The sequence below is a fragment of the Aldersonia sp. NBC_00410 genome (assembly GCF_026342035.1).
GTDB lineage: Bacteria > Actinomycetota > Actinomycetes > Mycobacteriales > Mycobacteriaceae > Aldersonia.
This window is the reverse complement of the sequence record NZ_JAPENM010000004.1, coordinates 40,364-65,122: the sequence shown is the minus strand read 5'-3', so window position 1 is coordinate 65,122 and position 24,759 is coordinate 40,364. Positions and strand designations below refer to the sequence as shown.

Annotated in this window: 22 protein-coding genes and 1 tRNA gene; 7 read left to right on the top strand and 16 right to left on the bottom strand. The window is 67.3% G+C overall.

All coding sequences use genetic code 11. The features are described 5' to 3' along the window. Positions 1 to 24 precede the first annotated feature (24 nt). The 10 genes from OG921_RS10465 to OG921_RS10420 all read right to left on the bottom strand — a co-directional run bounded on the left by OG921_RS10465 (position 25) and on the right by OG921_RS10420 (position 13,629). Positions 25 to 915: a sucrase ferredoxin gene (locus tag OG921_RS10465; protein ID WP_266112361.1), complete on the bottom strand. Its 891-nt coding sequence runs from the start codon at positions 913 to 915 to the stop codon at positions 25 to 27. Further along, on the bottom strand, positions 912 to 2,114 hold the full coding sequence (locus OG921_RS10460) for a cupin domain-containing protein (RefSeq protein WP_266112360.1): 1,203 nt from the start codon (positions 2,112 to 2,114) through the stop codon (positions 912 to 914). Before OG921_RS10460 ends, OG921_RS10465 begins: the two co-directional genes overlap by 4 nt. Before the next feature lie 3 nt (positions 2,115 to 2,117). Then, positions 2,118 to 2,393, bottom strand: a complete 276-nt coding sequence (locus OG921_RS10455; RefSeq protein ID WP_266112359.1) for a BatC protein — start codon at positions 2,391 to 2,393, stop codon at positions 2,118 to 2,120. Positions 2,394 to 2,478: 85 nt separating this feature from the next. Then, positions 2,479 to 2,988 carry a VOC family protein gene (locus tag OG921_RS10450; protein WP_266112358.1) on the bottom strand — a complete coding sequence of 170 codons (510 nt, stop codon included), beginning with the start codon at positions 2,986 to 2,988 and terminating at the stop codon, positions 2,479 to 2,481. Positions 2,989 to 3,102: 114 nt separating this feature from the next. Next, positions 3,103 to 4,521 (bottom strand): FAD-binding oxidoreductase, encoded by a 1,419-nt coding sequence (locus OG921_RS10445; RefSeq protein ID WP_266112357.1) that lies wholly within the window; start codon positions 4,519 to 4,521, stop codon positions 3,103 to 3,105. A 141-nt stretch (positions 4,522 to 4,662) separates the two neighbouring features. Continuing rightward, entirely contained in the window at positions 4,663 to 7,926 is a 3,264-nt protein-coding gene (locus tag OG921_RS10440; RefSeq protein WP_266112356.1) for a BTAD domain-containing putative transcriptional regulator, read from the bottom strand. Between the two features lie 76 nt (positions 7,927 to 8,002). Then, positions 8,003 to 9,394: an acyl-CoA desaturase gene (locus tag OG921_RS10435; RefSeq protein WP_266112781.1), complete on the bottom strand. Its 1,392-nt coding sequence runs from the start codon at positions 9,392 to 9,394 to the stop codon at positions 8,003 to 8,005. Positions 9,395 to 9,475: 81 nt separating this feature from the next. Beyond that, the gene (locus OG921_RS10430) at positions 9,476 to 10,573 is read right to left on the bottom strand and encodes a ferredoxin reductase (protein WP_266112355.1); all 1,098 of its coding nucleotides are present in this window, start codon (positions 10,571 to 10,573) and stop codon (positions 9,476 to 9,478) included. A gap of 234 nt (positions 10,574 to 10,807) precedes the next feature. Further along, positions 10,808 to 12,205 carry an FAD-binding oxidoreductase gene (locus OG921_RS10425; RefSeq protein ID WP_266112354.1) on the bottom strand — a complete coding sequence of 466 codons (1,398 nt, stop codon included), beginning with the start codon at positions 12,203 to 12,205 and terminating at the stop codon, positions 10,808 to 10,810. 209 nt (positions 12,206 to 12,414) lie between these two features. Next, positions 12,415 to 13,629: an MFS transporter gene (locus tag OG921_RS10420; RefSeq protein ID WP_266112353.1), complete on the bottom strand. Its 1,215-nt coding sequence runs from the start codon at positions 13,627 to 13,629 to the stop codon at positions 12,415 to 12,417. A 67-nt stretch (positions 13,630 to 13,696) separates the two neighbouring features. Between OG921_RS10420 and OG921_RS10415 the strand changes: the two genes are divergently transcribed. Further along, a complete protein-coding gene (locus OG921_RS10415; RefSeq protein WP_266112352.1) occupies positions 13,697 to 14,071 on the top strand; it encodes a hypothetical protein in 375 nt (124 codons plus the stop codon). Here OG921_RS10415 and OG921_RS10410 read toward each other — a convergent pair. After that, complete coding sequence (locus OG921_RS10410) at positions 14,056 to 15,204, bottom strand: sulfotransferase (protein ID WP_266112350.1); 1,149 nt, start codon at positions 15,202 to 15,204, stop codon at positions 14,056 to 14,058. The genes OG921_RS10415 and OG921_RS10410 overlap by 16 nt on opposite strands. A 26-nt stretch (positions 15,205 to 15,230) precedes the next feature. Continuing rightward, the gene (locus tag OG921_RS10405; protein ID WP_266112349.1) at positions 15,231 to 16,397 is read right to left on the bottom strand and encodes a hypothetical protein; all 1,167 of its coding nucleotides are present in this window, start codon (positions 16,395 to 16,397) and stop codon (positions 15,231 to 15,233) included. An 88-nt stretch (positions 16,398 to 16,485) separates the two neighbouring features. Between OG921_RS10405 and OG921_RS10400 the strand changes: the two genes are divergently transcribed. Next, positions 16,486 to 17,394 carry an IclR family transcriptional regulator gene (locus tag OG921_RS10400; RefSeq protein WP_266112348.1) on the top strand — a complete coding sequence of 303 codons (909 nt, stop codon included), beginning with the start codon at positions 16,486 to 16,488 and terminating at the stop codon, positions 17,392 to 17,394. A 5-nt stretch (positions 17,395 to 17,399) separates the two neighbouring features. Here OG921_RS10400 and OG921_RS10395 read toward each other — a convergent pair whose 3' ends face one another. Further along, the gene (locus OG921_RS10395; RefSeq protein WP_266112347.1) at positions 17,400 to 18,044 is read right to left on the bottom strand and encodes a LysM peptidoglycan-binding domain-containing protein; all 645 of its coding nucleotides are present in this window, start codon (positions 18,042 to 18,044) and stop codon (positions 17,400 to 17,402) included. 176 nt (positions 18,045 to 18,220) lie between these two features. Here OG921_RS10395 and OG921_RS10390 point away from each other — a divergent pair, with 176 nt between their 5' ends. The 3 genes from OG921_RS10390 (at position 18,221) to OG921_RS10380 (ending at position 20,613) form a co-directional block, all read left to right on the top strand. Beyond that, positions 18,221 to 19,054 (top strand): helix-turn-helix domain-containing protein, encoded by an 834-nt coding sequence (locus tag OG921_RS10390; RefSeq protein WP_266112346.1) that lies wholly within the window; start codon positions 18,221 to 18,223, stop codon positions 19,052 to 19,054. Further along, a complete protein-coding gene (locus OG921_RS10385; protein WP_266112345.1) occupies positions 19,051 to 19,626 on the top strand; it encodes a TIGR03086 family metal-binding protein in 576 nt (191 codons plus the stop codon). The genes OG921_RS10390 and OG921_RS10385 overlap by 4 nt, the downstream gene beginning before the upstream one ends. A gap of 93 nt (positions 19,627 to 19,719) precedes the next feature. Next, positions 19,720 to 20,613 carry an SMP-30/gluconolactonase/LRE family protein gene (locus tag OG921_RS10380; RefSeq protein WP_266112344.1) on the top strand — a complete coding sequence of 298 codons (894 nt, stop codon included), beginning with the start codon at positions 19,720 to 19,722 and terminating at the stop codon, positions 20,611 to 20,613. Positions 20,614 to 20,641: 28 nt separating this feature from the next. On the opposite strand, the gene OG921_RS10375 is transcribed toward OG921_RS10380, so the two are convergent. After that, on the bottom strand, positions 20,642 to 21,091 hold the full coding sequence (locus tag OG921_RS10375; RefSeq protein ID WP_266112343.1) for a YdeI/OmpD-associated family protein: 450 nt from the start codon (positions 21,089 to 21,091) through the stop codon (positions 20,642 to 20,644). A gap of 119 nt (positions 21,092 to 21,210) precedes the next feature. Between OG921_RS10375 and OG921_RS10370 the strand changes: the two genes are divergently transcribed. Next, on the top strand, positions 21,211 to 22,635 hold the full coding sequence (locus OG921_RS10370) for an aldehyde dehydrogenase family protein (RefSeq protein WP_266112342.1): 1,425 nt from the start codon (positions 21,211 to 21,213) through the stop codon (positions 22,633 to 22,635). Between the two features lie 27 nt (positions 22,636 to 22,662). Then, a complete protein-coding gene (locus OG921_RS10365) occupies positions 22,663 to 23,157 on the top strand; it encodes a metallophosphoesterase (RefSeq protein WP_266112341.1) in 495 nt (164 codons plus the stop codon). Here OG921_RS10365 and OG921_RS10360 read toward each other — a convergent pair whose 3' ends face one another. Beyond that, positions 23,158 to 23,859, bottom strand: a complete 702-nt coding sequence (locus tag OG921_RS10360) for a bifunctional 2-polyprenyl-6-hydroxyphenol methylase/3-demethylubiquinol 3-O-methyltransferase UbiG (protein ID WP_266112340.1) — start codon at positions 23,857 to 23,859, stop codon at positions 23,158 to 23,160. It lies immediately after the preceding gene. A gap of 774 nt (positions 23,860 to 24,633) precedes the next feature. Continuing rightward, positions 24,634 to 24,706, bottom strand: a tRNA-Arg gene (locus tag OG921_RS10355). Between the last annotated feature and the right edge of the window lie 53 nt (positions 24,707 to 24,759).

Here is a 24,759-nt window from a genome sequence, read left to right as displayed (position 1 = left end):
GTGGTGACAAGGACTTTCGAGGCCTTACACCCCGTCGATCGAAACCAGCCGGAACTGCCGGACCCGACCCGGTACCCGCGCATGGCACGTCGTGAGCAGTGGTTCGGACATCTCCTCGGCGATCCGCACGGTCACCTGCCCGTCGCGGGCGGCGAGCACCACGACGGTCTCGATGTCATCGGGCGTGACCGAAACCGGTGCGAAGTCGGCGATCCGGTCGTGGCCGGTCCGGCGGCGGGCGTGGTGCTGGGCAGCCTGTACGACCTCGGGCAGCGAACTGCGCCCCCGCAGGAAGCGATCGTCCACGCGGCCGTTCACGAACAGGCGCACCAGGTCGGCCGGCTCCTCGGCGCCGTCGACGCGACCGTAGTACAGCCCGTGCGGCAGCACGATCATCGTCGCCGCGAAGCGGTCACCGCCGAGATGTGAGCATTCCCAGGTCCATTCGGGATAGCGCTCGGCGATCTGGGCGGCCGCCTTGCGGCCCCGCACCGCGCAGCACTGATCGTGTTTGCCGTGCGCACACACGGCGACCAGTGGGTCGCCGGATTCGGTTCCCGCCGAGCCGTCCAATGGCACTTCGGTGAGTTCGCGTGGGTCATCCACCTCGCCCCAGTGCAGCGACTCCGATCCGGGCCGGGCGTCCGCGATCGCCCACCGCCAGCGCGGTGTCGACGATCGGCGTCCGGGCCGGCGGATCGCGGCGATCCGCATGCCGGCTTTTTCCGCGCGTTTGACCACGGTCCGGCCGAGGCCAGGATCGATGACGTTGGGGGAGTCCATGAAGGCGGAATGTCCCCAGCCGCCTTCGAGTTCCACCATGAACCACCGCATTCCGCGTGACCCGGTGCCCGCCATCGGATCACGCCGGTCGAGCGCGGCGTCGGTGCACGACTGCCGATCGGGCCCGCTCATGCCACCTCCACGACGGCCTCGCGCAACAGCCGGCGCAGCAGGACCAGGCCGTCGGCGGACGAGAGCCCGGGCAGGGTCGCGGCAGTCACCGGACGGCGGGTTGCGATCGATTCCAGCGCTGGAAGGCAGGCCACGGGAAAGGTGATTGTCTTGCCGGGTAGTCGAAGGTCGACGTGGGCCCCGCCGTTCGATTCGAGCGAACCGAGCAGCCCGCGTCGCCAGTGCACCGTCGCGGTGTCGGTCAAGTTGCCGATCGACTCGACCGTCGCGAGCGGACGCACCGCGGCGGGGCGGGTCAGTTCGGCGAAGCGGTTGCCGATCGAGTCCGCGATCGCGGCGTCGCCCGGCAGGGACCGCAGCGCGGCGAGTATCGCCGGCAGGGTCTTGCGAACCTCGGCGGAAACCGCGTCGCGATCGGCGAGGTCGAGTCCGAGTGGCAACGACCCCCGGAGCTCCGGTTGTTCGGCCAACGCACTGAGCACGCGATGGACGATGTCGTAGCGAGTGAAGGGTCCGACGCCGACCGTCAGGTGGATCGAGGTCGTGCCCAGCGCATCTGCCGAATGAATCCAGCCGCGCGGCAGATACAGCGCGTCCCCCGGTGCGAGTTCGGTGTCGATCGCCGGTTCTTCCGCGCTGCGCGCCGCTATCGCCGCGCGATGCTGGGTCCACGGTTGATTGGGAAGGGGATCGGCATGCACCGGTGCGTGCACGCGCCAATGCTTGCTGCCCGCCACCTGCAATACGAACACGTCGTGCACGTCGTAGTGCGGCTCGAAACCGCGGTTGCTCGCGGGCGTGACATAGGCGTTGGTCTGCGTGGGATGACCGATCTCGTCGACCGCCGACCGGACGAACTCGATGATCGGTGGCCAGAGGCGATGCAGGCCCTGCAGCACGATCGTTGCACCCGCGGCGAACTCGGCGAGTACCCGCGCCGAGTCCACCTGGTCGGGCATTTCGGCGCCGAATCCACCGGAATCGGTGAAGCACCCTCGATCCAGCACGTCGCCGTTGCGCGCCATCCGCAGAAATGGCGCTCGGACACCTCGTTCCGCGACGAGTTCGTCGACCGCGTCGCTCGACAGCAGGTCATCGAAGTCGCGCGGCAGTTCGTCCGCGCGACTCAACAGCGGTGCCCGCCCCCAGAATTCGCGGGCGAATGTCTGGGCGTCGACGGAGACCACTCGGTCGAGCACGAATCAGGCCGTGCCGTCCGCGCCGCCGTCGTGGCCCTCGGGATTGGAGCCGCCATCGGCCGTTCCTTCGCCACCGCCCGTGCCCGCACCGCCTGCCGTGCCGTCGGCGCCGCCGTCGTGGCCTTCCGGGTTGGAGCCGCCGTCGGCAGTGCCTTCACCCGCGTCGGCCGTGCCGTCGGCGCCGCCGTCGTGGCCTTCCGGGTTGGAGCCGCCGTCGGCAGTACCTTCGCCGCCGGCCGTACCGTCCGAAGTGCTGATGTCATCGTCTTCGAGTGCCATCTCGGTGATCCTTTCGTTTGCGGGCTGACAGGGTGCCGTCTCCGCATTCCCAGCGATACGACCGACCAAACCCACCCGGCCGCGCCTAGAGCACCTTCGAACCGTACATCTCGCCGAGTGGGTCGGCGATCAGTTCGATCCGTGCCCCGTCCGGGTCGCGGAAGTACAGCGACACGTCACTGTGCTCGACGAACTCCACACCGGCGGAAGTGAGCTTGTCGCGCAGCCGTTCCCAGCGCCGCGGATCCACGCTGATCGCCACGTGGTGCAGGCCGCCGAGCACCTCGCGGTAGGGCTCCTGATCGAGACCGGGAAAGTCGAAGAAGGCGAGCAGGTTGTTGTTGCCGATATCGAAGAAGAAGTGTGATGAACCGGGATAGTCGCGGTTCTCGATGAGTTCGGTGAGTGGGAACTCGAGCAGGTCCTGATAGAAGCGCACCGTAGTTTCGACGTCGCTGCTGACGAGTGCGGTGTGGTGCAAGCCGCGCGCCGAGGATGCTGGTCTGGACTCGGCGGGGCGCAAATACGAGGCGCGAATACGTTCGCGTTGCCGTTCGAATTCCACCGATCGTTCCTGCTCGGGTTGCGCTGTCATGATCGGCTCCTGATCGTCGGCGTGCACGATCACTGTATCGCCGCGTCGTGCAGACCGAAAGCACCGTCGGCGGCCGTAGGTCGCCGACGGTGTCGAGACGAGTCTTACTGTGGCTCAGATAATTCCGAAACCGTGGCAGAACCGGTTGCCCGGATCGAGGGCCACCTTCACCCGGCGCAGCCGGGCCAGGTTGTCCGGACTGTACGCCGTCACCGCGCGCGAGGCGCGCTCCTCACCCTCGAGGAAATTGAGGTACGCCGCGCCGTTGACGTACGGCTCGAGAGTCGCCCTCGCGTCACGCATGGCGGCTTCGATGACGAGTCCCAGCTGCGGCTCCGGCACCATCGTGATCAGCGCGAGGAGGAACTCGCCGGACCGGCCGAGATCATTCGCGGCGGCGGGCGCATACTCCGCGATAGCGCCCCCGGCGTGCCGGATCTCGGCCGCGAGCAGCAGTGGCGGGGTACCCGGTTCGGGGATCATCGTGGCCAGAATGGTGTCGATCGCCTCATCCGGCAGTGCGTCGAACCATTCCGTGGTCGCCATCGCCGGCGCCGGGTCGGTCGGATCCATGCTGATCGCATCCGCGGCGGCGAACGGCAGCGGACCCCAGGTATCCATCGCCGGTGCGCGCCACTGCCGCCACCCGTCGATCAACTCGGCTCCCGCATCGGGGTCGCCCGACCAGCAGCCGCGAACGATGACGAAACTGCGCCCGCGGAACGGCTCGGGAATGAACTCGAGCGGTGGGAAGTGCATGATGGCGACCGAGGAGGTGAGCCCGCGATCGGCATCGCGCACCCAATCGCGCCACCGGGTCATGACGGCACGGGCATTCTCGATGGGGTAGAAGAGGTTCCCGGCGTAGACCGTCTCGACGGGGTACAGCTCGATCTCCATCGAGGTCACCACGCCGAGCGTTCCGGCGCCGCCGCCTTTGAGTGCCCAGAAGATCTCGGGATGCTCGGTTGCGCTGGTGCGCAGCAACGTTCCGTCCGGCGTTACCAGTTCGAACGTGCGAGCAGAGTCCGAGCACAGCCCGTACTGCCTTGCCAGCCAGCCCATTCCGCCGCCGAGCGTGTAGCCGACGGCGCCCACGTCGGTGGTGGAGCCGAGCAGCGGCGCAAGCCCGTGTTGCTGAGCGGGGCCGAGGACCGCACCCCACTTGGCGCCGGCGCCGATCGTCGCGGTCCGCTGCTCGCGGTCGATCCGGACGTCGGTGAGTGCGGAGGTGTTGATCATGACTGCGCCGCTCGGCTCGCGGCCCGGGCCGTGTCCGGTGGCGCGGATCGTGACGCGCAGGCCGTGGTCGGCGGCGAAGCGCACGCCCTCGGCGACATCCTGTGAAGTCGCGGCAACGACGATGATGGCGGGACGCTGGTCGAAGTGCAGGTTGAAGCCGGCCCGCGCGGCGTCGTACCCGGGATCGCACTCGGTGACAACTTGGCCGGTCACTCGGGAGCGCAGGGTTTCGAGGGTCGGGTCGATGGTCTGTCCGGCGGTCGGCTGGGTGAACTCGTCGAGCGTGGTCATCGTGCGTCCTTGGGTCGGAGTCTGTTCCGGCTCGCGTCGGCCGGTCACGTACGACAATCCCAACGACGGCTTGCGACCCACTCGAGGTTTGTTTGGGACCCAGTTGAAGCGTCCGGTCCGCCCAGGTGGCAGGCTGTTTACTCAGTCGAGCCGGTAGCCGTTCTCGGCGGCGAATGCGGTGATGCGATCCAGCGGGACCGTCGATTCGGTCGCGGCGGCAAGGTCGCGAGCGGCTCGCAGTATCTCCGCAACCTGCTCGCGGGGTAGGCCGCGTGCGTGAGCGAGGCGGGCGTGCATCAGCCGCGTCACGGGCTCCGGGTAGCGCTGCCCGTTTTCGCGGATGGCCTTGTCCGCCTGCTCCAGCGCCGCACCCGCCTCGTCGAGTGCGCCGGCTACCAGATGGGCTTCGGCGAACAAGGTGAGCCAGAGGGCGTACCCGGTCCGGCGGAGGTCCGGATTCCGGTCGAGCATGATGCGCATCTGCTCGATGCCCTCTTCGGTGTCGCCGTGCATCGCACGAGCCCACCAGTACTGGAATACCGAATAGGTGCCGAGGAATTCGAAGGTCGCCGCGGCGTCACCGGTGAGCGCAAATGCGCCGCTTCGTTCGGCACTCTCGGCGTCACCTGCCATCGACGCGGCTGATGCAGCGAACGCACTCCATGCGATGACGGCATAGCGGTCCTCGCCCATTCGCCGTGCGAGTTCCGCGAAGCGTGCCCGGCCGGCTTCGACGCCGAGATGGATCATGGTCATATATGCCAGGAATGCGGGGGCGAGGATCTTGACGTCGTGGCGCAGTGTGCCGATCAAGGCGGGTTCCGGCTCGATCTCACGCGCGAGAATCTCGTTCGCCAACAGCAACGCCCGATACGATTCGCCGATCCGGCCATGATCCCAGTGCGTGACACCCTCGGCATGTAAGGCGTACAGCCGGATAACCGGGTCGCTTGCGCCCGCTGCCCGTTCATTGAGCCGGACGGAGAGCTCACTGCTCGGGCCGAGGTCGAGTTGCTGCGATAGCGCGGACCAGCGCCCGTAGAGAATCTCCACGGCTTCCCGGTCGCGGCCGAGCGCCACGGCGAGCTGCTCGGCGTGCTCGAGCATCCCCGGCAGTACGCCGACGTAACCCTGCCTGATGCTGACCACGGCGGTCTTCACGATCAGCCCGTCGAGCTCGAGGTCGCGCGCCCCGATCTTGGCAGCCAGCTCGGCTCCCAGCTCCGCCTGCCGTTCCGCGGTTTCGTAGGCGAAGCGCGCCATTGCGATACGGGCGGCGTCGACCAGTGCCTGCGCCGTGCGTTCCCGGGGCGCGAGCGGGCCGGCCGACCAGAGATGGTGCGCGAGGCGTTCGACGCGGTCCGCGTCGCCGCCCCCGGCGGCGAGTGCGTCGGCGATGCGCAGGTGGACTCGTCGCGCCCGCGCCGCGGGCACCGTCTCGGCGATCGCCTCGCGCATCAGATCGTGCGTGAAGCGCACCGCAAACGGGTCCGCCGGGATGGGTTCGACGACGTGCAGCGACTCGGCAGGTTCCAGGCCGTCCAGCGTCTGTTCGATATCGAGACCCGCTGCTGCGGAAAGCAATTCGAGGTCGATTTGCTTGCCGATCAGCGAACCCACTTGGAGTAGCTCGGTGGTGGTCTCGCTGATGCCGGCGAGTCGGCCGCGGACGACATCGAGCACCCCGGATGGGACGCCCGATACGTCGACGCCGTGGTCGAGCTTGCCGCTGTCGCGCAGCAGCCGAGCAAGCTCGCGGGTATAGAACGGATTTCCCTCGGTACGGTCGTCGATGGCGCGCACGAGATCTGCAGACGGCCAGATGCCGGTCTCCTGCCGGATCAGTTCGCCCACCTCGTCGCGTGCCAGCGGACCGAGTTGCAGCCGTCGGTGCGATGGCAGCCTGCTCAGCGCGGCGAGCGCCTGCTTGAGGGCGTTGCGTTCGAGATTCGCGTCGGTGCGCAGCGACCCGACGAACATCGCGCGGTTGGGTCGCCGGGCGGCGATATGAACGAGTAGTTCGAGCGATCGCGCGTCCGCCCACTGCACGTCGTCCATCACGATGATCAACGAGAAGTGTTCGGCGACGCCCTCGAGCAGGTCGGCAGCCTGATCGAAGAGCCGGAACCGGGCATTGACGTCGGGAATGACCGGCGGCGGGACAACGGTGGCTCCGGAGATGACCATTCGGCCGAGTTCGGTGTCGAGCAGTTCGGCGCGGTAGTCGTCGTCGAGGTCGGGCAACGCCTGGCCGAGGATTTGCACCCACGGCCACATCGCCGGCGCCCCTTCGCCTTCCACGCAGCGGCCCCACAGGGTGCGAATGCGGCCGTGCGCGTGCGCACGGCGGGTGACCTCATCGAGCAGGGCCGTCTTACCGGCCCCGGACGGGCCCTCGACGAGGACGATCGCATCTCCGCCCCCGGTCGCGGTGACGACCGCATCGTGCAGGATGGCCAGTTCGTCGAGCCGCCCGATCAATGCATGCGTCGGTTCGGCCACGGCGTTGGCCGCCAGGAGCGCGGGATCGGGATCAGGTCGGTCGTCGCGCTGCCCGGCTGGTTCGGGCGACGAAACATCTTCGGCAGCAGAGGGATTCGTCGGATCGTTGGGAACACGCACGCTGCGCCGTTGGCCGTCGAGGTGCGGTGCCTGGGACAGAATGTCGCGCTCGAGCTGACGGATGCGGGGGCTCGGGTCGACACCGATCTCGTCGGCGAGCACCCGGCGGCAATCGGCCAGTGCGGCGAGCGCCTCGGACTGCCTGCCCATCCGGTAGCGTGCGACTGCGAGCAGGTACCACAAGCCCTCGTGCAGCGGATTCTGGTTCAGCCCAGCCTCGAGATCGGCGGCGAGCATGCGCGCCTCGCCGAGGTCGAGCCGGATCTCGTAGGACAGTTCCAGCGCGGCGCTGTGAATGCGCTCGAAGTGTGCGGCCGCCTCGACCTGGAACGGGTAGGAGTCGAACTCGGGCAGCAGCGGGGCATATTCGGCGAGCGCGTCGCGCAGCACCGAGCCGGCTTCGGTGAGTTGGCCGGCGTCGTGCAGTTGCCGTCCGCGCTCGACCAGATCAGTGAAGTGCCAGACGTCGACGCTCTCGCGCGGCGCGAGCACGGCGTACCCGGTACCTCGGGTGACGAGCAGTTGCGGTTGCGCACGTGGCGCGCGGTCGGGTTCGAGCGCGCGACGCAACCCGGAGATGAACGACTGCACGGACGCTTCGGCGCGGTCGGGGGCGTCCTCGCCCCAGATCCCTTCGATCAGTCGCCCGATCCCCACGATCTGCCCGCCGGCAAGCAACAGCTGCGCCAAGGCAGCCCGCTGCTTGCGAGTGCCCAGCGCCAGCGGCCCCGAGTCGGTCACGACCTCGAGGCCACCGAAAAGCACATAGCGGTGCGCACTCATAACGCGGCAGTGTAGTGCTCCGACCTCGACTAGTCGCCGGTTGCGCGATGTTTGCCGGTCGCGGGGGCGGAGCGGGTCAGTGTTGCCGCGGCGGCGGGTCGACCTCGACGCCCCCCGTAGTGTGTTCGGGTCCGGAGTCGTTGTGTCCCGCAGGAACCCGCTGCCGGAACCGAGCGGCCTCGCTGGGGGCCGCGGCACCGGAACGGGAGCGGTCGCCGGGGTAGGGGCCCGGCTTGGGTCGGGGCTTGCCGCCGGGGAACGCCAGTCGCGCGATGGTGCGATGGACCATCCCCCATTGCTTGCCGAACGGGCCGGTGTTGTAGGGCAGTTCGTACCGCTCGCAGATGTCGCGGACCTTGGGCGCGATCTCGGAGTATCGGCTGCTCGGCATGTCCGGGTAGAGGTGGTGCTCGACCTGATAGCTGAGGTTGCCGCTGATGACGTGGAACAGCGGGCTGCCCTCGATATTGGCTGCGCCGACCAATTGGCGCACGTACCACTGGCCGCGCGACTCGTCGGCGGTTTCCTCCTGGGAGAACGTATAGGCCTGGTCGGGAAAGTGTCCGCAGAAGATGATCGCGTGGGCCCAGACATTGCGGATGATGTTCGCGGTGAAGTCGGCGGCGAGCGTGGCGAGGAAGGTGCGCTCCATCCCGGGTGCGAAACGGTCGAGCGCGTCGGCGACGGCGGAGGTCTTCGCACCGCCGCGCCCCCGCAGCCTGCGGGCAATGCGTGACGAGCCCGGCTGCGGCAGCCGCCCACCGGAGGCGGCCTGTGCCAGACCGAAGGCCGCCGCACTGACCAGCGGCCAGCCGATGTAGTCCTTGACGACCTGGCGCCGCGCCTTCCCACCGATACCGCGCAGATCCTTCAGGACCTCCTTCATCGGCTTCTCGCCGCGGCGGATCGCTTCGATATCCAAGTCGTGCACGGCGACGCCCCACTCGAAGAACGCCGTGAGCACGATGTTGTAGAACGGCTGCAGCAGATAGACCGGCTGCCACTTCTGGTTGGGATCGATGCGCATGATCTCGTAGCCGAGATCCTTGTCCTTGCCGCGGATGTTGGTGAAGGTGTGGTGGATGTAGTTGTGCGAGTGCTTCCATGCCTCGGCCGTCGAGGCGGTGTCCCAGTCCCACACCGAGGAATGGATGTAGGGGTCGTTCATCCAGTCCCACTGGCCATGCATGACGTTGTGGCCGATCTCCATGTTCTCCAGGATCTTCGCCATCCCGAGGCATGCCGTGCCCGCCAGCCATGCGCCGCGATTGGAGGAGCCGAGCAGGATTGCCCGCCCCGCCACGGCGAGTTGGCGCTGCACCGAGATCACCGTGGTGATGTACCGGCGATCTCGTTCGCCGAGGTCGCCGTACACCTCGTCGTGAATCGCATCGAACTCGCGCTCGAGCGCGTCGAAGTTTTCCTTGCTCAGGTGAGCGAGGGGACTGTCGATGTCCGGGGCGTCGATATCGGGCTTGTCGGTCTTGCGGGGGTCACTGTCACGCTTGTCGGTGTCGCGCTTGTCGGTCTCGATCGACACTGCTGCCTCCTACAAATCGATCTCGATGTTTCCTTCGGCGGTGTGAATACACGTGCGTACGCTCGATCCCGTCGGCTCACTCACCTCGCCGGTGCGCAGATCCCGCAAACGGCCGGACTTCAGCGTCCCGACACAGGTGTGGCAGATCCCGATCCGGCAGCCGTAGGGCAGCGTCAGGCCGGCTTTTTCGCCCGCCACGAGAATCGGCGTGTCGCCGTCGCAGTGCGTCTCCTCCTCGCTGTCGAGGAAGCTCACCGTGCCGCCTTCGCCCTCCGCGTCGCCGCCGCCGATGATCGGCTGGAACCGTTCCAAGTGCAGCTTGTCAGCGTCGCCGTGGGCTTCCCAATGCGCGACGATGTCGTCGAGCATCTCGGCCGGCCCGGAGCAGAACGCGTCGCGCTCGCGCCAGTCCGGGCACACCTCGTCGAGATCGGACGGTCCGATCCGGCCTTCCTTGCTCGTGATGCGCAGCAGCAGCCGCAACTCGGGGTGCTGCTCGTCGAGGTCGTGCAGTGTCTCGGAGAACAGCACCTGCTCGGGTGTGTGGGCCGAATGGATCACCACCACGTCCCGGACGGCGTCCCGGTGGTGCAGGCTGCGCAGCATGCTCATGATCGGCGTGATGCCGCTACCTGCGCTGATGAACAGAAGTTTGTCCGGTAGCTCGTCGGGCAGCGTGAAGACGCCCTCGACCTCGCCGAGGCGGACCACCGCGCCGGGTTCGATGCGCTCGACCAGGTACGGAGACACCACGCCGTTCTCGACGAGTTTCGGCGTCACGCTGATGAGTCCGTCGGCGGCCTCGGGATCCGAGGTCAGCGAGTACGCCCGCCAGTGGTAGACGCCATCGATGATCACGCCGAGCCGGACGTATTGGCCCGGTTTGTGGCCACTCCATTCGTGTGCGGGGCGGATCAGCACGGTTGCCGCGTCGCTGCCCTCCGGGATCACCTGCTCCACCCGCCCGCGCAGTTCTCTGGTCGTCCAGAGCGGGTTGATCATCTCGAGGTAATCGTCGGGGCGAAGTGGGCTGAACAGGTGCCGGATTGCGCGCAGAGCCAGCCGCCGTCCCTTGGACACGGTCGGTCGAGCACCTCGTTCGGCCATACTGCAACAGTAAACGACTGTGCACTGAAATCAAGCAATTGTTCCAAAAATGTTGGAATAAAATACTTTACGACGCACCGTCAGGATTGCATGGCATCACAAACGTGCACTGAGTCGCGGAGAATGCGCCAGCGTTTCGCTCGTTGTACCCATTTCCCCGGTCCGCCAACCCAGTGTGCGGTTTGCGAGCGGGTGGGCTCGCAAACCGCACACGGTCGGGCGGGGCGCAGGGGATTACCAGCGTGCCGCCCCGGCGAAGATCCGCTCGGGGTCGTACTGATCGCGGATGGCGACCAGGCGGGTGAGGGTCTCCGGACTCCAGCCGGTCATGACCCGCTTGGCCGGCTCGCCGGTGGGTTCACCGGCGAAGCCGGGCAGCGCGGCGCCGGTGGCGTACGGCGCCATCGCACCGAGCACCGACTCCAACGCGCCGGGCAGGACGTCGTGCAGGTCCGGCACATCCGGGCCGAGCGTGAACAGGTTGAACGCTGCATCGCGTCCCACGACCGCATTGGGCACCTCGGGCTGACGCGACATCGCCCCACCCATCGCGCGGATCTCGGTCAGGATCAAAGGCAGACCGCCGGACGGCGAGGCGACCGCGAGAAATTCGTCCACCGCCTCGACCGGGAGTTCGCGCAGCAACACCGAGCGTTCCATCACCGGCAGTGGGTCGGTGGGGTCCGCGTGGATTGCCGCGATATCGGCGTACATGATCTCGGTGAGGTTGTCCAGGATCGGCGTCCCGAGGCAGCGCAGGTAGGTGACCAGCGCGTCGTCGTTTTCCACGTCACCGACGTGGGCGTAGCGCACATGCACGACGCTGCGTCCGCGTAGCGGCTCCGGAAGATCCTCCAGCGGAGGAAGATTCAGGATCGCGATCGAGGAACTCACCGATTCGGGGATCTGCTGCACCCATTCGCGCCACCCGTGCACGACCCGCGCCGCGTCCACGATGTCGAAGAAGAGTCCACCCGCGTGCAGGGTCTGAATTTCGAAGAGCCGGAACGTGATCTGAGTGACGATGCCGAACGCTGCGCCGCCGCCACGGATGGCGAAGAACAAGTCCGGATCGGTCGAGGCGTTGATCCGGCGCAGCGTTCCGTCGCCGGTCACGACCTCGATCTCGATGACATGGTCGGCTGCGAATCCCATGGTGCGCGCGATCGGTCCCATGCCGCCGCCGAGCGTCACGCCGACGACGCCCGCATCCGGCGCCGATCCGCACAGGGCAGCGAGGCCGTGCGGCGTGGCCTCGTCGAGCACGCGCTGCCAGCGCACGCCCGCACCCACGGTGGCGAGCTTGGCCTGTGGGTCGATCACGACGTTGTCCAGCAGGCTGGTGTTGATCATGATCGAGTCCGGCGTCGCGGCGGCGGCGCCGTGCCCGGTGGCAAACACTGCGATCTTCTTGCCGACCCGGCGGGCGATCCGAACGGTGGCGGCGACGTCCGCGGCGCTGGAGGCCACCACGACTGCGGCGGGGTGATGGACGGCCGCGAGGTTGAAGGGGGCGACCGCGAGGTCGTAGCCGCCGGTGCCGGGCGCATGCACCGAGCCGGCGACGGCCGACCGAAGTTGGTCGATGACGGAGGGGAGTGCGGGCGAGAATTCCTCGATGGAGGTGGACATCGGATTCCTTCGGTGGGTTGTGGTGCGTGTCCACATCAGGTAATCGGGTACCGCTTAGCGCCCACTTAGCGTGCGCTTGCAATGGACTTGCGAACCAATCAAGCGCGGTGTGCCCCCCCGCTCGACAAGCACGTGCAGGCCCGGCGCGCCCCCGACCGAAACCGAGAATACGACGCGCGGTGCTGCCGCGCGCCCCGAACTGTGCCGGGCTACTCGACCACCGATGTATCGACGGCGGTGTGCGCACGCCTGGCGGCCAGCACCGTGGCGATCAGCGCGATGAGCGCCAGCGCGGCCACGAGCAGGGTGAACACGATCCCCGCTGTGCGCAGCCCCCACTGTTCGGCGCCGAAGCCCTCCCCGATCACCGGTACCGAGATCGCGATATAGGCCACCACGAAGTACGTCGAGGTCACCTCCGCGCGGTGTGCGATCGGGGTCGCCGCCGCGATTCCGCCGAGTCCCTTGCTGAAGCTGATGCCCTGGCCGACGCCGACCACCAGCGCTGCGACCACCAACACGGGCAGCGATTCGGTGAGCAGCGCGGCCGCGATGACCAGCGTGCCGACGACGAGCAGCGCGCAACCCGCTATGAGTGCGGTGTTGGTGGCAAGCCCGCGCCCGGCGATCTGGGCGACCGCTGATGCGGCGAACACGGAGAACACGATCAACCCTGCTACAGCGTGGTTGCTCACGCCGATGATCTGCGCGAGAAAGCTGGGCGCGACCGAGGTGAACAGGCCGAACACCGCGAAGCCGGCGAATGCGGCGATTGCCGCGCGTATGAACAGCGGTCGTATCGCGGCGGGGACGGCGAGCCGTTGCATGGCGGGCCGCGCGCCGGGGACGACGTTCACCGTCTCCGGCACGAACGTCACGCCGGCGAGCAGCACGACCAGCAGAACGATGTGCACCAGGAACGCCAGGTGCAGTGGCCAGGCCGCGTACTCCACGAGTATCCCGGCCAGGAGTGGGCCGAGGCCGAGGCCGCCCATGTTGGCGGCGGTTGCGACCGCCGGTGCGCGTGCCCGCCAGGATTCGGGTGCTGCTTCGATGACCGCGGCGGTCGCGGTGCCGGCGTAGATGCCCGCGGACAGGCCGGAAAGGAACCGGCCGATCAGCAGTTGCGACACCGGCCCCGCGGTGACGAACACGAGTGCACTTGCGACCGCGAACAATGCGCCGGCGAGCAGCAGTGGCTTGCGGCCCAGGGTGTCCGACCAGCGGCCGAAGCCGATCAGCGCGACCAGCACGCCGGCGGCGTAGGTCGCGAAGATGACCGTGGTCACGAGCGTCGAAAAGTTCAGCTCTTCGGCATACAGCGCGTACATCGGCGTGGGTAGGGTGGTGCCGAGCATCACGACCGTGAACGCGTAGACCAGACACGCGAAGGCCGTGCCGGGACGCATCGCAGCAGGGCTCATCTCGGCTCCGGGTCGCGGTTGGTGAGCATGGCTCATGGTATGGCCGCCACCCGGAGGTGCACCGCGGATGAGGACGTTCTCCGACGACGAGATGCGCGCGCTACTCGCGACGAGCCACGACTTCTCGGTCGTGATCCTGAAGGCCGGTCCGCAGTACGGATCGGCAGGATCGGACGCGATCGTATGGGAGCACGGCCGGCGTAACTTCGCGCTGCGTGACGCGGGCAAACTTGCCATCGTCTGCCCCGTCCTCGACGACAGCGACGTGTGCGGGATTGGCATATTCGCCGACGATGTCGACGAGACCACAGCGCTGATGGCCGACGACCCGGGAGTGCGGGCGGGGGTGTTCACCTTCGAGGTGCATCCCGCCCGTAGCTTTCCGGGTGATTCGTTGCCCGGTCCGCTCGGGCCGACGGCCGTCCCTCAGGCGAACTTGTAGTCGGCGAATGCCTCGTCGACAGCCGCTTCGCTGAGCCCGTACTCCTCGAGCGTGTACTTGTGCACCGGTTTCCGGTCGCCGCTGCGGCTTTCGGTGTGCATCTCGTCCATCGCGGTGCGCGCGTCATCGGTGAGTTCGATGCCGAACTTGTCGTAGATGCCCGCGCACGTGCCGATCGGGTCCTTGACGAAGTCGCGGTAGTCGATGTCGATGAACTGCGCCGGGTTGTACTTGGTGCGCGATTCCTGGAACTTGCGCAGGCCGCGGCTCCAGAGTTCGAGCTGGGTGCTGCCGATCTCGTCGCCCTGGAACCGGTTCGACCAGCCCTTGCTCGCCTGTTCGGCAAGGCTGCAGGCCGACGGCATGCAGGTGCGCGGCGCGCGGTGGGTCTGCACGATCAGCGCGTCCGGGTAGACCGCCATCAGCTCGTCGAGCGCGAAGAGGTGGCTGGGATTCTTGAGCACCCAGCGGCGGTTCTGGTCGTTCAGGCCGATCAGCTGCAGGTTGGCCTTGTGCCGCGCGTACGCGTCGGTCCAGTCCTGCTTGTCGAGCCACTGCGAGTAGGTCGGCACGTAGGCGAGCGTCTCGTAGGAGATCGACTTCGACGACTGACGCAGCAGCTGCCAGCACTCTTCGACCTCGGCGGCGGACATGTAGTGCAGGCCCATGAACTCGGGGTTCTCGATGTGGTGCTGCCGGAACCCGGCGTCGATCCGCTCGAAAATCGGGTTGTCGGCCCAGGTCTCGCGCGGCGGGCGCGGCTGCGGCATCTCGGTGAGCCACAGCTCGAGGCCCTGGTTCCCCACGTCGGCGGTGAGCAGGCGGTGCAGCGCGGTGGTGCCGGTCCGGGGGAGGCCGGTGACGAAGATCGGGCGATCGATCTTTACCTCGGCATGCTGGGGGTACTGCTTGAAGGCCGCCTCGCTGAGCCCGCGGGCGACCAGTGCGCCGCGCAGGAACGCACGAAACACCCTGCTGCCCAACGGAGTCAGGTCGGCATCGTGCGCGAAGGAGTCGAGCAGTACCTGCAAGCCCTCCTGGTAGCCGGGATCGCCGAAGTCGGTGATCCCGGTGATCTTCGTTGCCGAGGCGTGCAGATCCTCGACGGTGCCCACATTTGTGCGTTCGGTCATTCTGTTTTGTCTCCTCGTACGCCGGGTCAGCCGAGCATCCGCGCGGCAATTTGCTGCTGGCGGCGCGCAATCCGGGCCCGGAACTCGTCTTCGGTGATGCGGTTGTCTTCGAAGTAGGGCAGGTGCTTGGCCACCTCGTCGATATCGACGACCTCGGCGGTCGGTCCGTCGGCGGTGCCGAGCGCGCGATCGACGCGCTGCCAGCGGAACTGCAGGATGCCCGTCTCGTGACCATTCGTTTCGAGCCAGTTCGTGATGCCGGGGTTGCGCGCGCTGACCACCATCCGGATGTTGCCGTCCGGATCGACCTGCGCCTGATTGTGATTGAGCGAAGTCTGGTGATAGCTGTAGTCCATCGAGATGTACCAGCGGCTGCCGAGCTGGAACCCCATGTAGGGCACGTCGGCGCGGGGCACGCTGATCACGATTGCCTGATCGTCGCGAAGTTCGAAATGACCCACGGACGAGTACTGGGTGGCGAGACCGCCCGGGGTGAGGCGCGGCTCGGTCAGCGTATTGACCGGCAACTTGAGGTAGAACCACTCCGGGAACTGCAGCCAGGTCTTCACCCGGTCGACCAACGCCTTTGCCGAACGCGCGTAACGCTTTTCGACGTCCTCCGGGGTGAGGGGAGCCGGGGGGATGCCGGCGGTGTCGGTGCGGCTGATGGAGATCGTGCCGCGACGCTGATCCCAGTCGCTGTAGACCTCGCGGACCACGAGCTGCGTCGAGCCGGGCGCGAGCTGGAAGTAGTTGCGCCGACCTTCGGACGACTCCGGGCCGAACGTGATCTCGAAGCTGCCGTCCTCGGCGATATCGAACGCGCGGTCGTCGAATGCGCTCTCGCTGCCCGGCACATTGTCGGCGGTGTAGTTGCCGCTGAGCACCTGAAAACTGAGATCGGCCGTGGTACCGCGGATCCCGCGCACGACGTACTCGTGGCTGTCGTCGATTCGGGTGCCCCAATACAAGGTGTCGGGGTTGTCCAGGCCCATCTTCATGAACGGGCCGGTGCCCGTGACGAAGAACGGCTGGTCGCGGTCCCAGGCCCATTGCGCGTGCACCGAGGCGAGGATGCCGCCGGCGAGATAGCGGTAGCCCTCGGACAGATCCTGCTGGGTGCGGATATGCGGGGCCGCCTGCACGAGCTTCTCGGCTTCGGCCATCGCTTCGGCGAGCGGGTCGGTCAGCACTGACGCCTCCTGGGGGTGGTCCAAATATGTACCGTGGTGGTAGCAAATGTGATAAACCCAGAATAGAACGTGTTACAGGAAGTGGTCAATGTCGGAGCCCGTAGCAGCACAGGCGGCGAGCGCACGCCGCTCGCCGCCCACCGAACGAGTGGTGGCAGTACTCGATTTCCTGACCGCGCACCCGACGCGGCAGTTCGGCCTCTCGGAACTCGCGCGGCGGCTCGACATCAGCAAGCCGACATGCCTTGGCATCGTGTCCGCGCTCGCGGATGGCGGTTATCTCGTCCGCAACGCCGAGGCGAAGACCTACGGTCTCGGGCCCGCACTGATTGCGGCGGGACGAGCAGCGCAGGAGGGTTTCGCAGTCGGTCCGATCGCGCGCCGGTACCTGGATGAGCTGAGCTCGCAATTCGACACCACGTGCACCGCGTCGGGCGTGATCGGTGATCGCATTACGATCCTCGAACTCACCTGCCCGCCGCGCGTCCGTCCCACGGCCAAGGTCGGCGAGGTCTATCCCTTCGCCCCGCCGGTCGGACTGATGTACGTGCTGTGGGGCAGTGACCGCAACCTACAGGGCTGGCTGCATCGCGAACCGACGCTGCCGGTCCGACCGGATCGTGCGCGGCTCGAGCGGGTCGTCGCACAATGCCGGCGTACCGGATACCTGGTGGAGACACTCACACCGATGGGGCATCGCCTGCACACCGCGATGGCAGGCGTTGCGGCGCATCATCTTCCGTCCGAGCTACGCGAGTTGCTCGGCGAGATGGCATCGAGTCTGGGGGAGCGGGTGCTGCTCGACGACGAGGACGCCGGCGAGCGCCCGGTGAGCCTGCTCGCCGCGCCGACCTACGACGCGGACTCGCGACAGTCGATGGTGATCACCATGCACGTCGGCGCGGTGATCACCCGTGACGAGATAGCCGAGCGCGGCGCGGCATTGGTGCGCGCCGCAGACGAGATCACCGTGGCGATGGGCGGTCGCCGGCCGTAACGCCGTCAGAGGCTCAGTGCGGGAAAGAAGATCACCTGCCCGACGTCGATCCGGTTCGGGTCGCCGATGAGGTTGGCGGCGGCCAGGAACGGCGTCGTCGTCACGAGGTTGTGCGAGCCGTAGTTGTGCTCGGCGAGTGCCCAGAGGGTGTCGCCCGGACGTACGACATACCGGCGGTTCAGCTGCGGCTTGTTGAGCACCTGGCCGGGGAAGACGACGCTGTCGTCGAGATGGTTCGCCAGCGAGATCAGCGTCCACAGCACCGATTCGCCGTACCAGCGCAGCGCGAGATCGGGCAGGGTTTCGCCCGGGACGATGGTGTGATGGCCGGCATCGGCGAGGTTCGGGATCAGCAGGCGCTCGCCCGGATGGATGTCCCGCTGTGCGACATGGTTGGCCAGTTCGAACGGCCAGAGCACCGTCGGGTCGCCGTAGTAGCGCGCGGCGATGGCGGCTTTCGTATCGCCGGGGACCACCTCGTGCCGGTAGGTGATGTACGGAATCAGCAACTCCTGCCCCACCACAATGTTGTTCGGGTTGGGTAGCGAATTGATGATCGCGAGGGCGGAGTAGAGGCGCCCGTCGCCATAGAACCGCTGAGCGATCGACCAGAGCGTGTCGCCCCCGACGACCTGATATTTCTGCGGCATCGTGGTGGTCCTTCCTGGGCCGGCGTGCGCCGATCGCACGTCCATCGAGGATCCGGCGGCCGGGGCCTCGGGACACGAGTAGCGCGCTACCCGAATCCGCCCCGGCGAACTGCGCAGGTACGCACGCGCCGTGCCGGTGGGTGCACGTGTCGGTGTCCGCCCCTACCATCGAGTTCATGTCGTGGTACACCCCGACGCCGGCACCCCCGGACCTGTCCGAGCAGCTCGTATGCGGCTGGACGGCGGCGGTCGAGGGCACGCACCGCCTCGTTCCGGACGGTTGCCTCGACGTGCTCTACATCGTCGGATCGGGGATCCGCGTGTGCGGCCCGGAAACTGCTGCGTGGACGTTCTCGATGCCGCCGGACACCGACGCCGTCGGAATCCGGCTGCGCCCCGGCGCCGCGGCCGCGCTGCTGCACACCTCGATCGCCGAATTGCGCAACAGGCGAGTTGATTTCGCCGACCTGTTCGGCTCGGCCGCGCAGCGTGCGACCATCGGCAGGCTCGATGATGCGCCGGATCAGACGGCGCGACTCGACCTGCTCGAGCAGCTGGCCCGCGCGTTGAGCGCCCGTCGCCGCGATCCCGATCCGCTCGCCACCCATGTCGGTTCGGCCCTGCTGCGCAACTCGTGGACCGTCGGTGCGCTCGCCGATGCCGCCGCGCTCACCGAGCGGCAGCTACAGCGTCGCTGCAACGACGCATTCGGCTACGGCCCAGCGATGCTGCGGTCGATCCTGCGTTTGCAGCGGTTCATGGCGCGGGCCAGGCAGTATCCGTCGACACCGCTCGCGGAACTGGCCTGGGAATGCGGGTTCGCCGACCAATCGCATCTGTCGCGGGAGTGCAAGCGGTTCGCGGAGCAGACCCCGACCGAGTTGCTCGCGAGCGAGGTGCCCGACTGGCACGGTGGTGCACCACTGTTTGCGTCCGCGCAAACCGACCGAGCCCATGTCCGAAATATTCAAGCCGACGACGCCGAGGTGGATGAAGAATCGGCAGCATGACGACGACACCGCACACCGAAACCAATCCGGACCGGTACCGCCGCCTGGCGCGGACTCTCGACGAGCGCGTGCGCGCGGTACCTGCCGAGCGCTGGGACGCCCCTTCGCCGTGCGAGGGCTGGTCGGCGCGCGACGTGCTCGGCCACGTCATCGAGACCGAACGCCAGTTCTTGGCCGGGCAGGGCGGGATCGATCTGCCGGCCGGACCCGACGTCGCGGTCGACCCGGTGGCGGCTTGGCAGCACACCAGTTCTGCGATCCAGGCCGTGCTCGACGACCCCGCACAGGGCGGCAAGGAGTACGAGGGCGTGTTCGGTAGGACCACGATCGCCGACAGTCTGGCCACCTTCTACGCCTTCGACCTGGTTATTCATGGATGGGATATCGCGAAAGCCACAGGCACCGACGAACGAATCCCGGCGCAGGACCTCGCGCTCGTCAAGGGATTCACCGACGCGCTCGGGGACAACGTGCGTCGCGACGGCGTCTGCGGTCCCGCGATCGAACCCCCCGCCCGGGCGGACGAGCAGACCCGCCTGCTGGCGTACCTCGGGCGCAAATCCTGGGACTGATCGCGCTCGCGAATCGGGCATCTTCGCCCGGCGATGCTGGCAGACTCGCGTTCGAGAACGGGCCGATGGGGTCCCGGTCGAATGGAGCTCGCCATGAGTCGCACCGTCGAGACCGTGTTGTCCGGCTACTCCTATCTCGAATGTCCCCGCTGGCACGACGGGCGGATCTGGTTCGCCGACTTCTACACCCACGAGGTTGTCTCTGCCGCGCCGGACGGCACCGACGTGCGGCTCGAGACGACCGTCGACCAACAGCCGTCCGGACTCGGCTGGTTGCCCGACGGTCGGCTCGTCGTCGTGTCGATGCGCGACCATCGGTTGCTGCGTCGGGAGGCGGACGGGGCGCTCGTCACGCACGCCGACCTGGCCGAGCACGTCGGCGGCTACCCGAACGACATGGTGATCGACCGGGACGGCCGGGCCTACGTGGGGAACTTCGGCTTCGACCTGTTCGGCGGCGCACCACTGGAAACGGCCTGCCTGCTGCGCGTCGACCCGGACGGCGCCGTGCACCGAGTCGCGGAGGATCTGCATTTCCCGAACGGCAGCGTGATCACCGAGGCCGGCGTGCTGATCGTCGACGAGACGTTGGCCAACCGGATGACAGCGTTCGACATCGGACCCGGCGGTGAGCTGACGAACCGGCGCACGTGGGCGAGCTTCGGCGACGTGCCGAGCGCCCCCGACCTCGAACAGGCATTGGGCGAGATCGCGGTGGCACCCGACGGCTGCTGCCTCGACGCCGAAGGCGCGGTATGGGTTGCCGACGCGCTCGGCGGACGGGTGCTGCGCGTGCGCGAGGGCGGGAGTATCGCCGAGGAAATCGCCGTCGGCACGGGCGTGTTCGCATGCATGCTCGGCGGCGAGGACGGGCGCACGCTGTTTCTCTGTGCGGCACCGGACTTCATCGAAGAGAATCGGATGCACACCCGCGAGGCCGAACTGCGGGCCGTCCACGTCGACGTGCCGCGCGCCGGTCTGCCCTGACGGCTAGCGACGTTGGTCCTGTCGCGAATCAGCGTGCGCGACCCTCGCGCATCATCGTCAGCGACTTCTCGACCCGTCGCGTCCGGGTCGCCTCGGTTTTCGCGCCCTCGACCTGCATTACGTGAAAACGCTTGTTGCTGTAGGACATCGAGTTGAAGAACGCTCGAGCGGCGGGCTCGGCGTCGAGGGCCGCGGCAAGGTCATCGGGCACGGTCACCTCGCGCGGCGCGGTATCGGCCTCGATCTCGACGTCGACTTCCTCGCCCGCGGTGACTCCGGCTGCGGTGCGGTTCTCCGCACTGAGCGGAACGAGGAACCGCCCGCCCATCGGCGCGACAGTGCTGCGATAGGTGTGGCCGTTGACGGTGACCTGCACCGGTGGCCGCTTGGTATCACCGAGTGCGGCGACAACATCCGCGGGCACTTCGAAGCCGGTTGCGGTTTTCCCGCCGAGTTCGACGACGGTGCGGAACTTCATGTCGATCATGATGGCCCGAATATGGAACCGGCGTGCCGAAACTGCCGCGTGAGAGCTATCGCCCGTCGTACTCTCATGCCGACCAACAGCGGAGTCGGTGAATGGAAGGCGTGACCAAAATGGGTGCCGTACTGGACCGGACCAAGATCTACATCGATGGGAAGTGGGTCGAATCCGAGGGGAGCGGGCGCATCGAGGTGGTGAACCCCGCGACCGAAGAGGTCATCGCCACCGTGGCCGAGGGCACCGCGGGCGACGTCGATCGCGCCGCGACCGCCGCGCGTGCCGCATTCGACTCGTGGTCGGTCCTCAGCGGTGCCGAACGTGGCGATTACCTGCGCAGGGCCGGCGAGATTGTGCAGCAGCGGATGGCGGATCTCGCCGCGCTCGTGTCGCAGGACATGGGCATGCCGGTGGGCTTCGCGGGTCCGGTGCAGATCGGCCTGCCGCTGGCGAACTTGTTCGCCTTCGCCGACCTCGCGGCCAACTACAACTTCGACGCACAGGAGATCGGCAACTCCAAGATCGTGCGCGAGCCGATCGGCGTCGTCGGCGCGATCACGCCATGGAACTATCCGCTGCATCAGGTGGTACTCAAGGTCGGCGGCGCGCTGGCCGCGGGCTGCACGGTGGTGCTGAAGCCGACCGAGGTGGCGCCGCTCATCACCTATGCACTGGCCGACATCTTCGACGAGATCGGGTTACCGGCAGGAGTTTTCAACCTCGTCAGCGGCTACGGCCCAGTGGTGGGCGAGGCGATCGCCGGTCATCCGGAGGTGGACATGGTCTCGTTCACCGGTTCCACGCGGGCGGGCAAACGCGTCGCCGCGGTCGCGTCGGAGACGATCAAGAAGGTCGCGCTCGAACTCGGCGGCAAGTCGGCGAACGTGATTCTCGATGACGCCGATCTCGCCACCGCGGTCGCCGACGGCGTGCAGAAGTGCTACCTGAACTCCGGGCAGACCTGCTCCGCGCTCACCCGAATGCTCGTGCCCGCCGACAGGATGGACGAGGCCACGGCGATCGCCGCGGAGGTCGCGAAGAACTTCGTTGTCGGGGACCCGACTGCCCCGATGTCGGTGCTCGGTCCGCTGGTGAACTCCAACCAGCTCGAGCGCGTCCGTGGCTATATCGAGCAGGGCATTGCCGAAGGAGCGACGGCGGTGCTCGACGGCCGCGAGACCGGGTTCGAGACGGGGTACTTCGTCGGTCCCACCGTATTCTCCGGTGTTACCGAGGACATGACGATCGCGAAGGAGGAGATCTTCGGCCCGGTGCTGTCGATCATCGGCTACCGCGACGAGGACGACGCGGTGCGGATCGCGAACGCGACGCCGTACGGCCTCGCCGGCGGCGTGTGGTCGGGTGACCCGGAGCGTGCCGAGCGGGTGGCCCGGCGGATGCGTGCCGGCCAGATCGAAGTGAACGGCGGCGCGTTCAACGTCGCGGCACCGTTTGGCGGGTACAAGCAGTCGGGTGTGGGCCGGGAGGCAGGAGTGCTCGGGTTGGAGGAGTTCCTGGAGACCAAGGCCATTCAGCGGTAGTTCGGGCCCAGCGGCAGACTGGAGACTGTGCGACTGCTGCTGATGTCCGACACGCACGTCCCGAAGCGGGCGCGTGACCTGCCCGCGGCGCTGTGGACCGAAGTCGACCGCGCCGAGGTGGTGATCCACGCCGGCGACTGGGTGAATGTCGAGTTGGTAGAGGCGCTCGACGATCGAGCCGCCCGGTTGCTGGCGTGCTGGGGCAACAACGACGGGCCCGACATCCGCGCGCGCCTGCCCGAGCGGGCGGACGCGACGCTCGCGGGTGTCCGGTTCACCGTCGTCCATGAAACGGGTGCCGCCGCGGGGCGGGAGAAACGGATGGCGTCTGCCTACCCGGACACCGACGTACTTGTGTTCGGGCACAGCCACATTCCGTGGGATACGACGGCGGCATCGGGACTGCGGTTGCTGAACCCCGGTTCGCCCACCGACCGTCGGCGACAGCCGGAGTGCACGTACATGACGGCCACAGTCGAGCACGGGCGAGTGGCCGGAGTGGAGTTGAGGGCAGTTCGCTAGCTACGACTTGGTGGCGACGACCAGAATGTTCTTGCCGAAGAACTTGCCCGTCACGAGGTGCAGTGCCCGGCTCAGCGGAAACACCGCGCGGTCGTAGAGCTTCAAGGCCCGAGGGTTGATCGTGCCGTCGCTGCGTCCCATGATCTTGTACGCCAACGTGGCGAAGAAACCGATCGGATCGCAATACCGGGAGTGCACGATCTCGAGCCCCGCATTGCGGAGAATCCGGTTGAGCTGAGTGCGCCGGTAGCGGCGGTAATGCTCGACCTTGACGTCCATCGCAGTGAAGAGCATTTCGAGTGCCGGTACATAGACGACCAACGTGCCACCGGGGCGCAGCAGTGCTGCGAGATGTTCCGATGCCTCCTGGTCGTTCTTGATGTGCTCGAGGACGTTGAGCGTGTAAATGACGTCGTACTGTTCGGTTTTGGCGGTCATTGCGTCGGCATCGACGACGCGATACCCCTTCGACCGAAGCGACTGCTGCAAGTCCCTGTCCGGCTCGAAGCAGTCGGGTTTGATGTCGCGCTCGGCCAGCATGTCGGCATACGTTCCGGCGCCGGCGCCGAAGTCGAGCACGCGAACGTCCGGCGAGGCGACGTGCTCGTCGACGCAGTCGAGCAGGAACCTGTTGTAGTTGACGGCCTCGGCCATCACCTCCAGGTTGTCGCACCCCGTGTACGCGAACTCGTCGGTGGTCATGCGCCATCCTCGCTTCGGTTGTGGGCGGTGCTCATTGCCGACGATAACGCGCCTGCGCGCTCGACATGGTTAGCACTCGCAGCGATACCACGATGCGTTTGCGCCGTAGCTATCGCGCGTTCAGGTCCTGGCCCGAGCCGGTAACGGGGTGGAGCGAGAGCGCGTACCGCCACAAGCACCGCACCCGCGCTGAATCGCGGATGCTGACAGCAACCGAGATTCGGGCACTCGCCGCCGAGATGCCGGAGCGCCGCGCGGTGATCGGTTGCCCGTCGGCGTAACTTCTTCGCCGGCGTAGGCAGTCGGCTCGGTCGCCAGCCACCGCATCAGCTGGGTTATCGGTTTATTGTTCATCGCGTAGGGGTACGCGAAAGTGCGTGCCTCTACGGAACGCGGAACGGCCTGCCCTCTCTGTCAGGGGATGAGGGCAGGCCGTGGCGGTCTGCCCTCGTCAGGGGTCGAGGGCAGACCGTGACCGTCCGGTCGAGCGTCGGGTGACATCGACCGTCAGTGAGTCAATCTGCAATTTTCACGTTCCGTTACACCGTGTTACTCAAATCTGCTGGGGTACTCGGCCTCAGCCGTCGGCAGCACGTCGAAGAGCAGGTCGTGTTGAAGCGGAGGCGCGCCAGCATCTCGCCGAGGTCGATTGCCCGGTGGCTGGCGCGGTTGTAGTGCTCATGGCGTGGTTCCTTCTCGGATAATCGAGAGGAACGGAATGTGCCCGTATTCTGCCGGTCGGCGACTCAGCCACTATATCCGCTGGTCAGAGGGTGCCCCCGGCAGGATTCGAACCTGCGGCCTTCTGCTCCGGAGGCAGACGCTCTATCCCCTGAGCTACGGGGGCGCACCGGGAAAACGGTGTGCCAGTTGGGCGGGCGCAAGCCTATCGCATGCGTT

Bases quoted from the DNA above. Each gene is read 5' to 3' on its own strand.
- OG921_RS10465 (WP_266112361.1), bottom strand. From the start codon at position 915: ATGAGCGGGCCCGATCGGCAGTCGTGCACCGACGCCGCGCTCGACCGG.
- OG921_RS10455 (WP_266112359.1), bottom strand. From the start codon at position 2,393: ATGGCACTCGAAGACGATGACATCAGCACTTCGGACGGTACGGCCGGC.
- OG921_RS10450 (WP_266112358.1), bottom strand. From the start codon at position 2,988: ATGACAGCGCAACCCGAGCAGGAACGATCGGTGGAATTCGAACGGCAA.
- OG921_RS10445 (WP_266112357.1), bottom strand. From the start codon at position 4,521: ATGACCACGCTCGACGAGTTCACCCAGCCGACCGCCGGACAGACCATC.
- OG921_RS10440 (WP_266112356.1), bottom strand. From the start codon at position 7,926: ATGAGTGCGCACCGCTATGTGCTTTTCGGTGGCCTCGAGGTCGTGACC.
- OG921_RS10430 (WP_266112355.1), bottom strand. From the start codon at position 10,573: ATGGCCGAACGAGGTGCTCGACCGACCGTGTCCAAGGGACGGCGGCTG.
- OG921_RS10425 (WP_266112354.1), bottom strand. From the start codon at position 12,205: ATGTCCACCTCCATCGAGGAATTCTCGCCCGCACTCCCCTCCGTCATC.
- OG921_RS10420 (WP_266112353.1), bottom strand. From the start codon at position 13,629: ATGAGCCCTGCTGCGATGCGTCCCGGCACGGCCTTCGCGTGTCTGGTC.
- OG921_RS10415 (WP_266112352.1), top strand. From the start codon at position 13,697: ATGAGGACGTTCTCCGACGACGAGATGCGCGCGCTACTCGCGACGAGC.
- OG921_RS10410 (WP_266112350.1), bottom strand. From the start codon at position 15,204: ATGACCGAACGCACAAATGTGGGCACCGTCGAGGATCTGCACGCCTCG.
- OG921_RS10400 (WP_266112348.1), top strand. From the start codon at position 16,486: ATGTCGGAGCCCGTAGCAGCACAGGCGGCGAGCGCACGCCGCTCGCCG.
- OG921_RS10395 (WP_266112347.1), bottom strand. From the start codon at position 18,044: ATGCCGCAGAAATATCAGGTCGTCGGGGGCGACACGCTCTGGTCGATC.
- OG921_RS10390 (WP_266112346.1), top strand. From the start codon at position 18,221: ATGTCGTGGTACACCCCGACGCCGGCACCCCCGGACCTGTCCGAGCAG.
- OG921_RS10385 (WP_266112345.1), top strand. From the start codon at position 19,051: ATGACGACGACACCGCACACCGAAACCAATCCGGACCGGTACCGCCGC.
- OG921_RS10380 (WP_266112344.1), top strand. From the start codon at position 19,720: ATGAGTCGCACCGTCGAGACCGTGTTGTCCGGCTACTCCTATCTCGAA.
- OG921_RS10375 (WP_266112343.1), bottom strand. From the start codon at position 21,091: ATGAAGTTCCGCACCGTCGTCGAACTCGGCGGGAAAACCGCAACCGGC.
- OG921_RS10370 (WP_266112342.1), top strand. From the start codon at position 21,211: ATGGGTGCCGTACTGGACCGGACCAAGATCTACATCGATGGGAAGTGG.
- OG921_RS10360 (WP_266112340.1), bottom strand. From the start codon at position 23,859: ATGACCACCGACGAGTTCGCGTACACGGGGTGCGACAACCTGGAGGTG.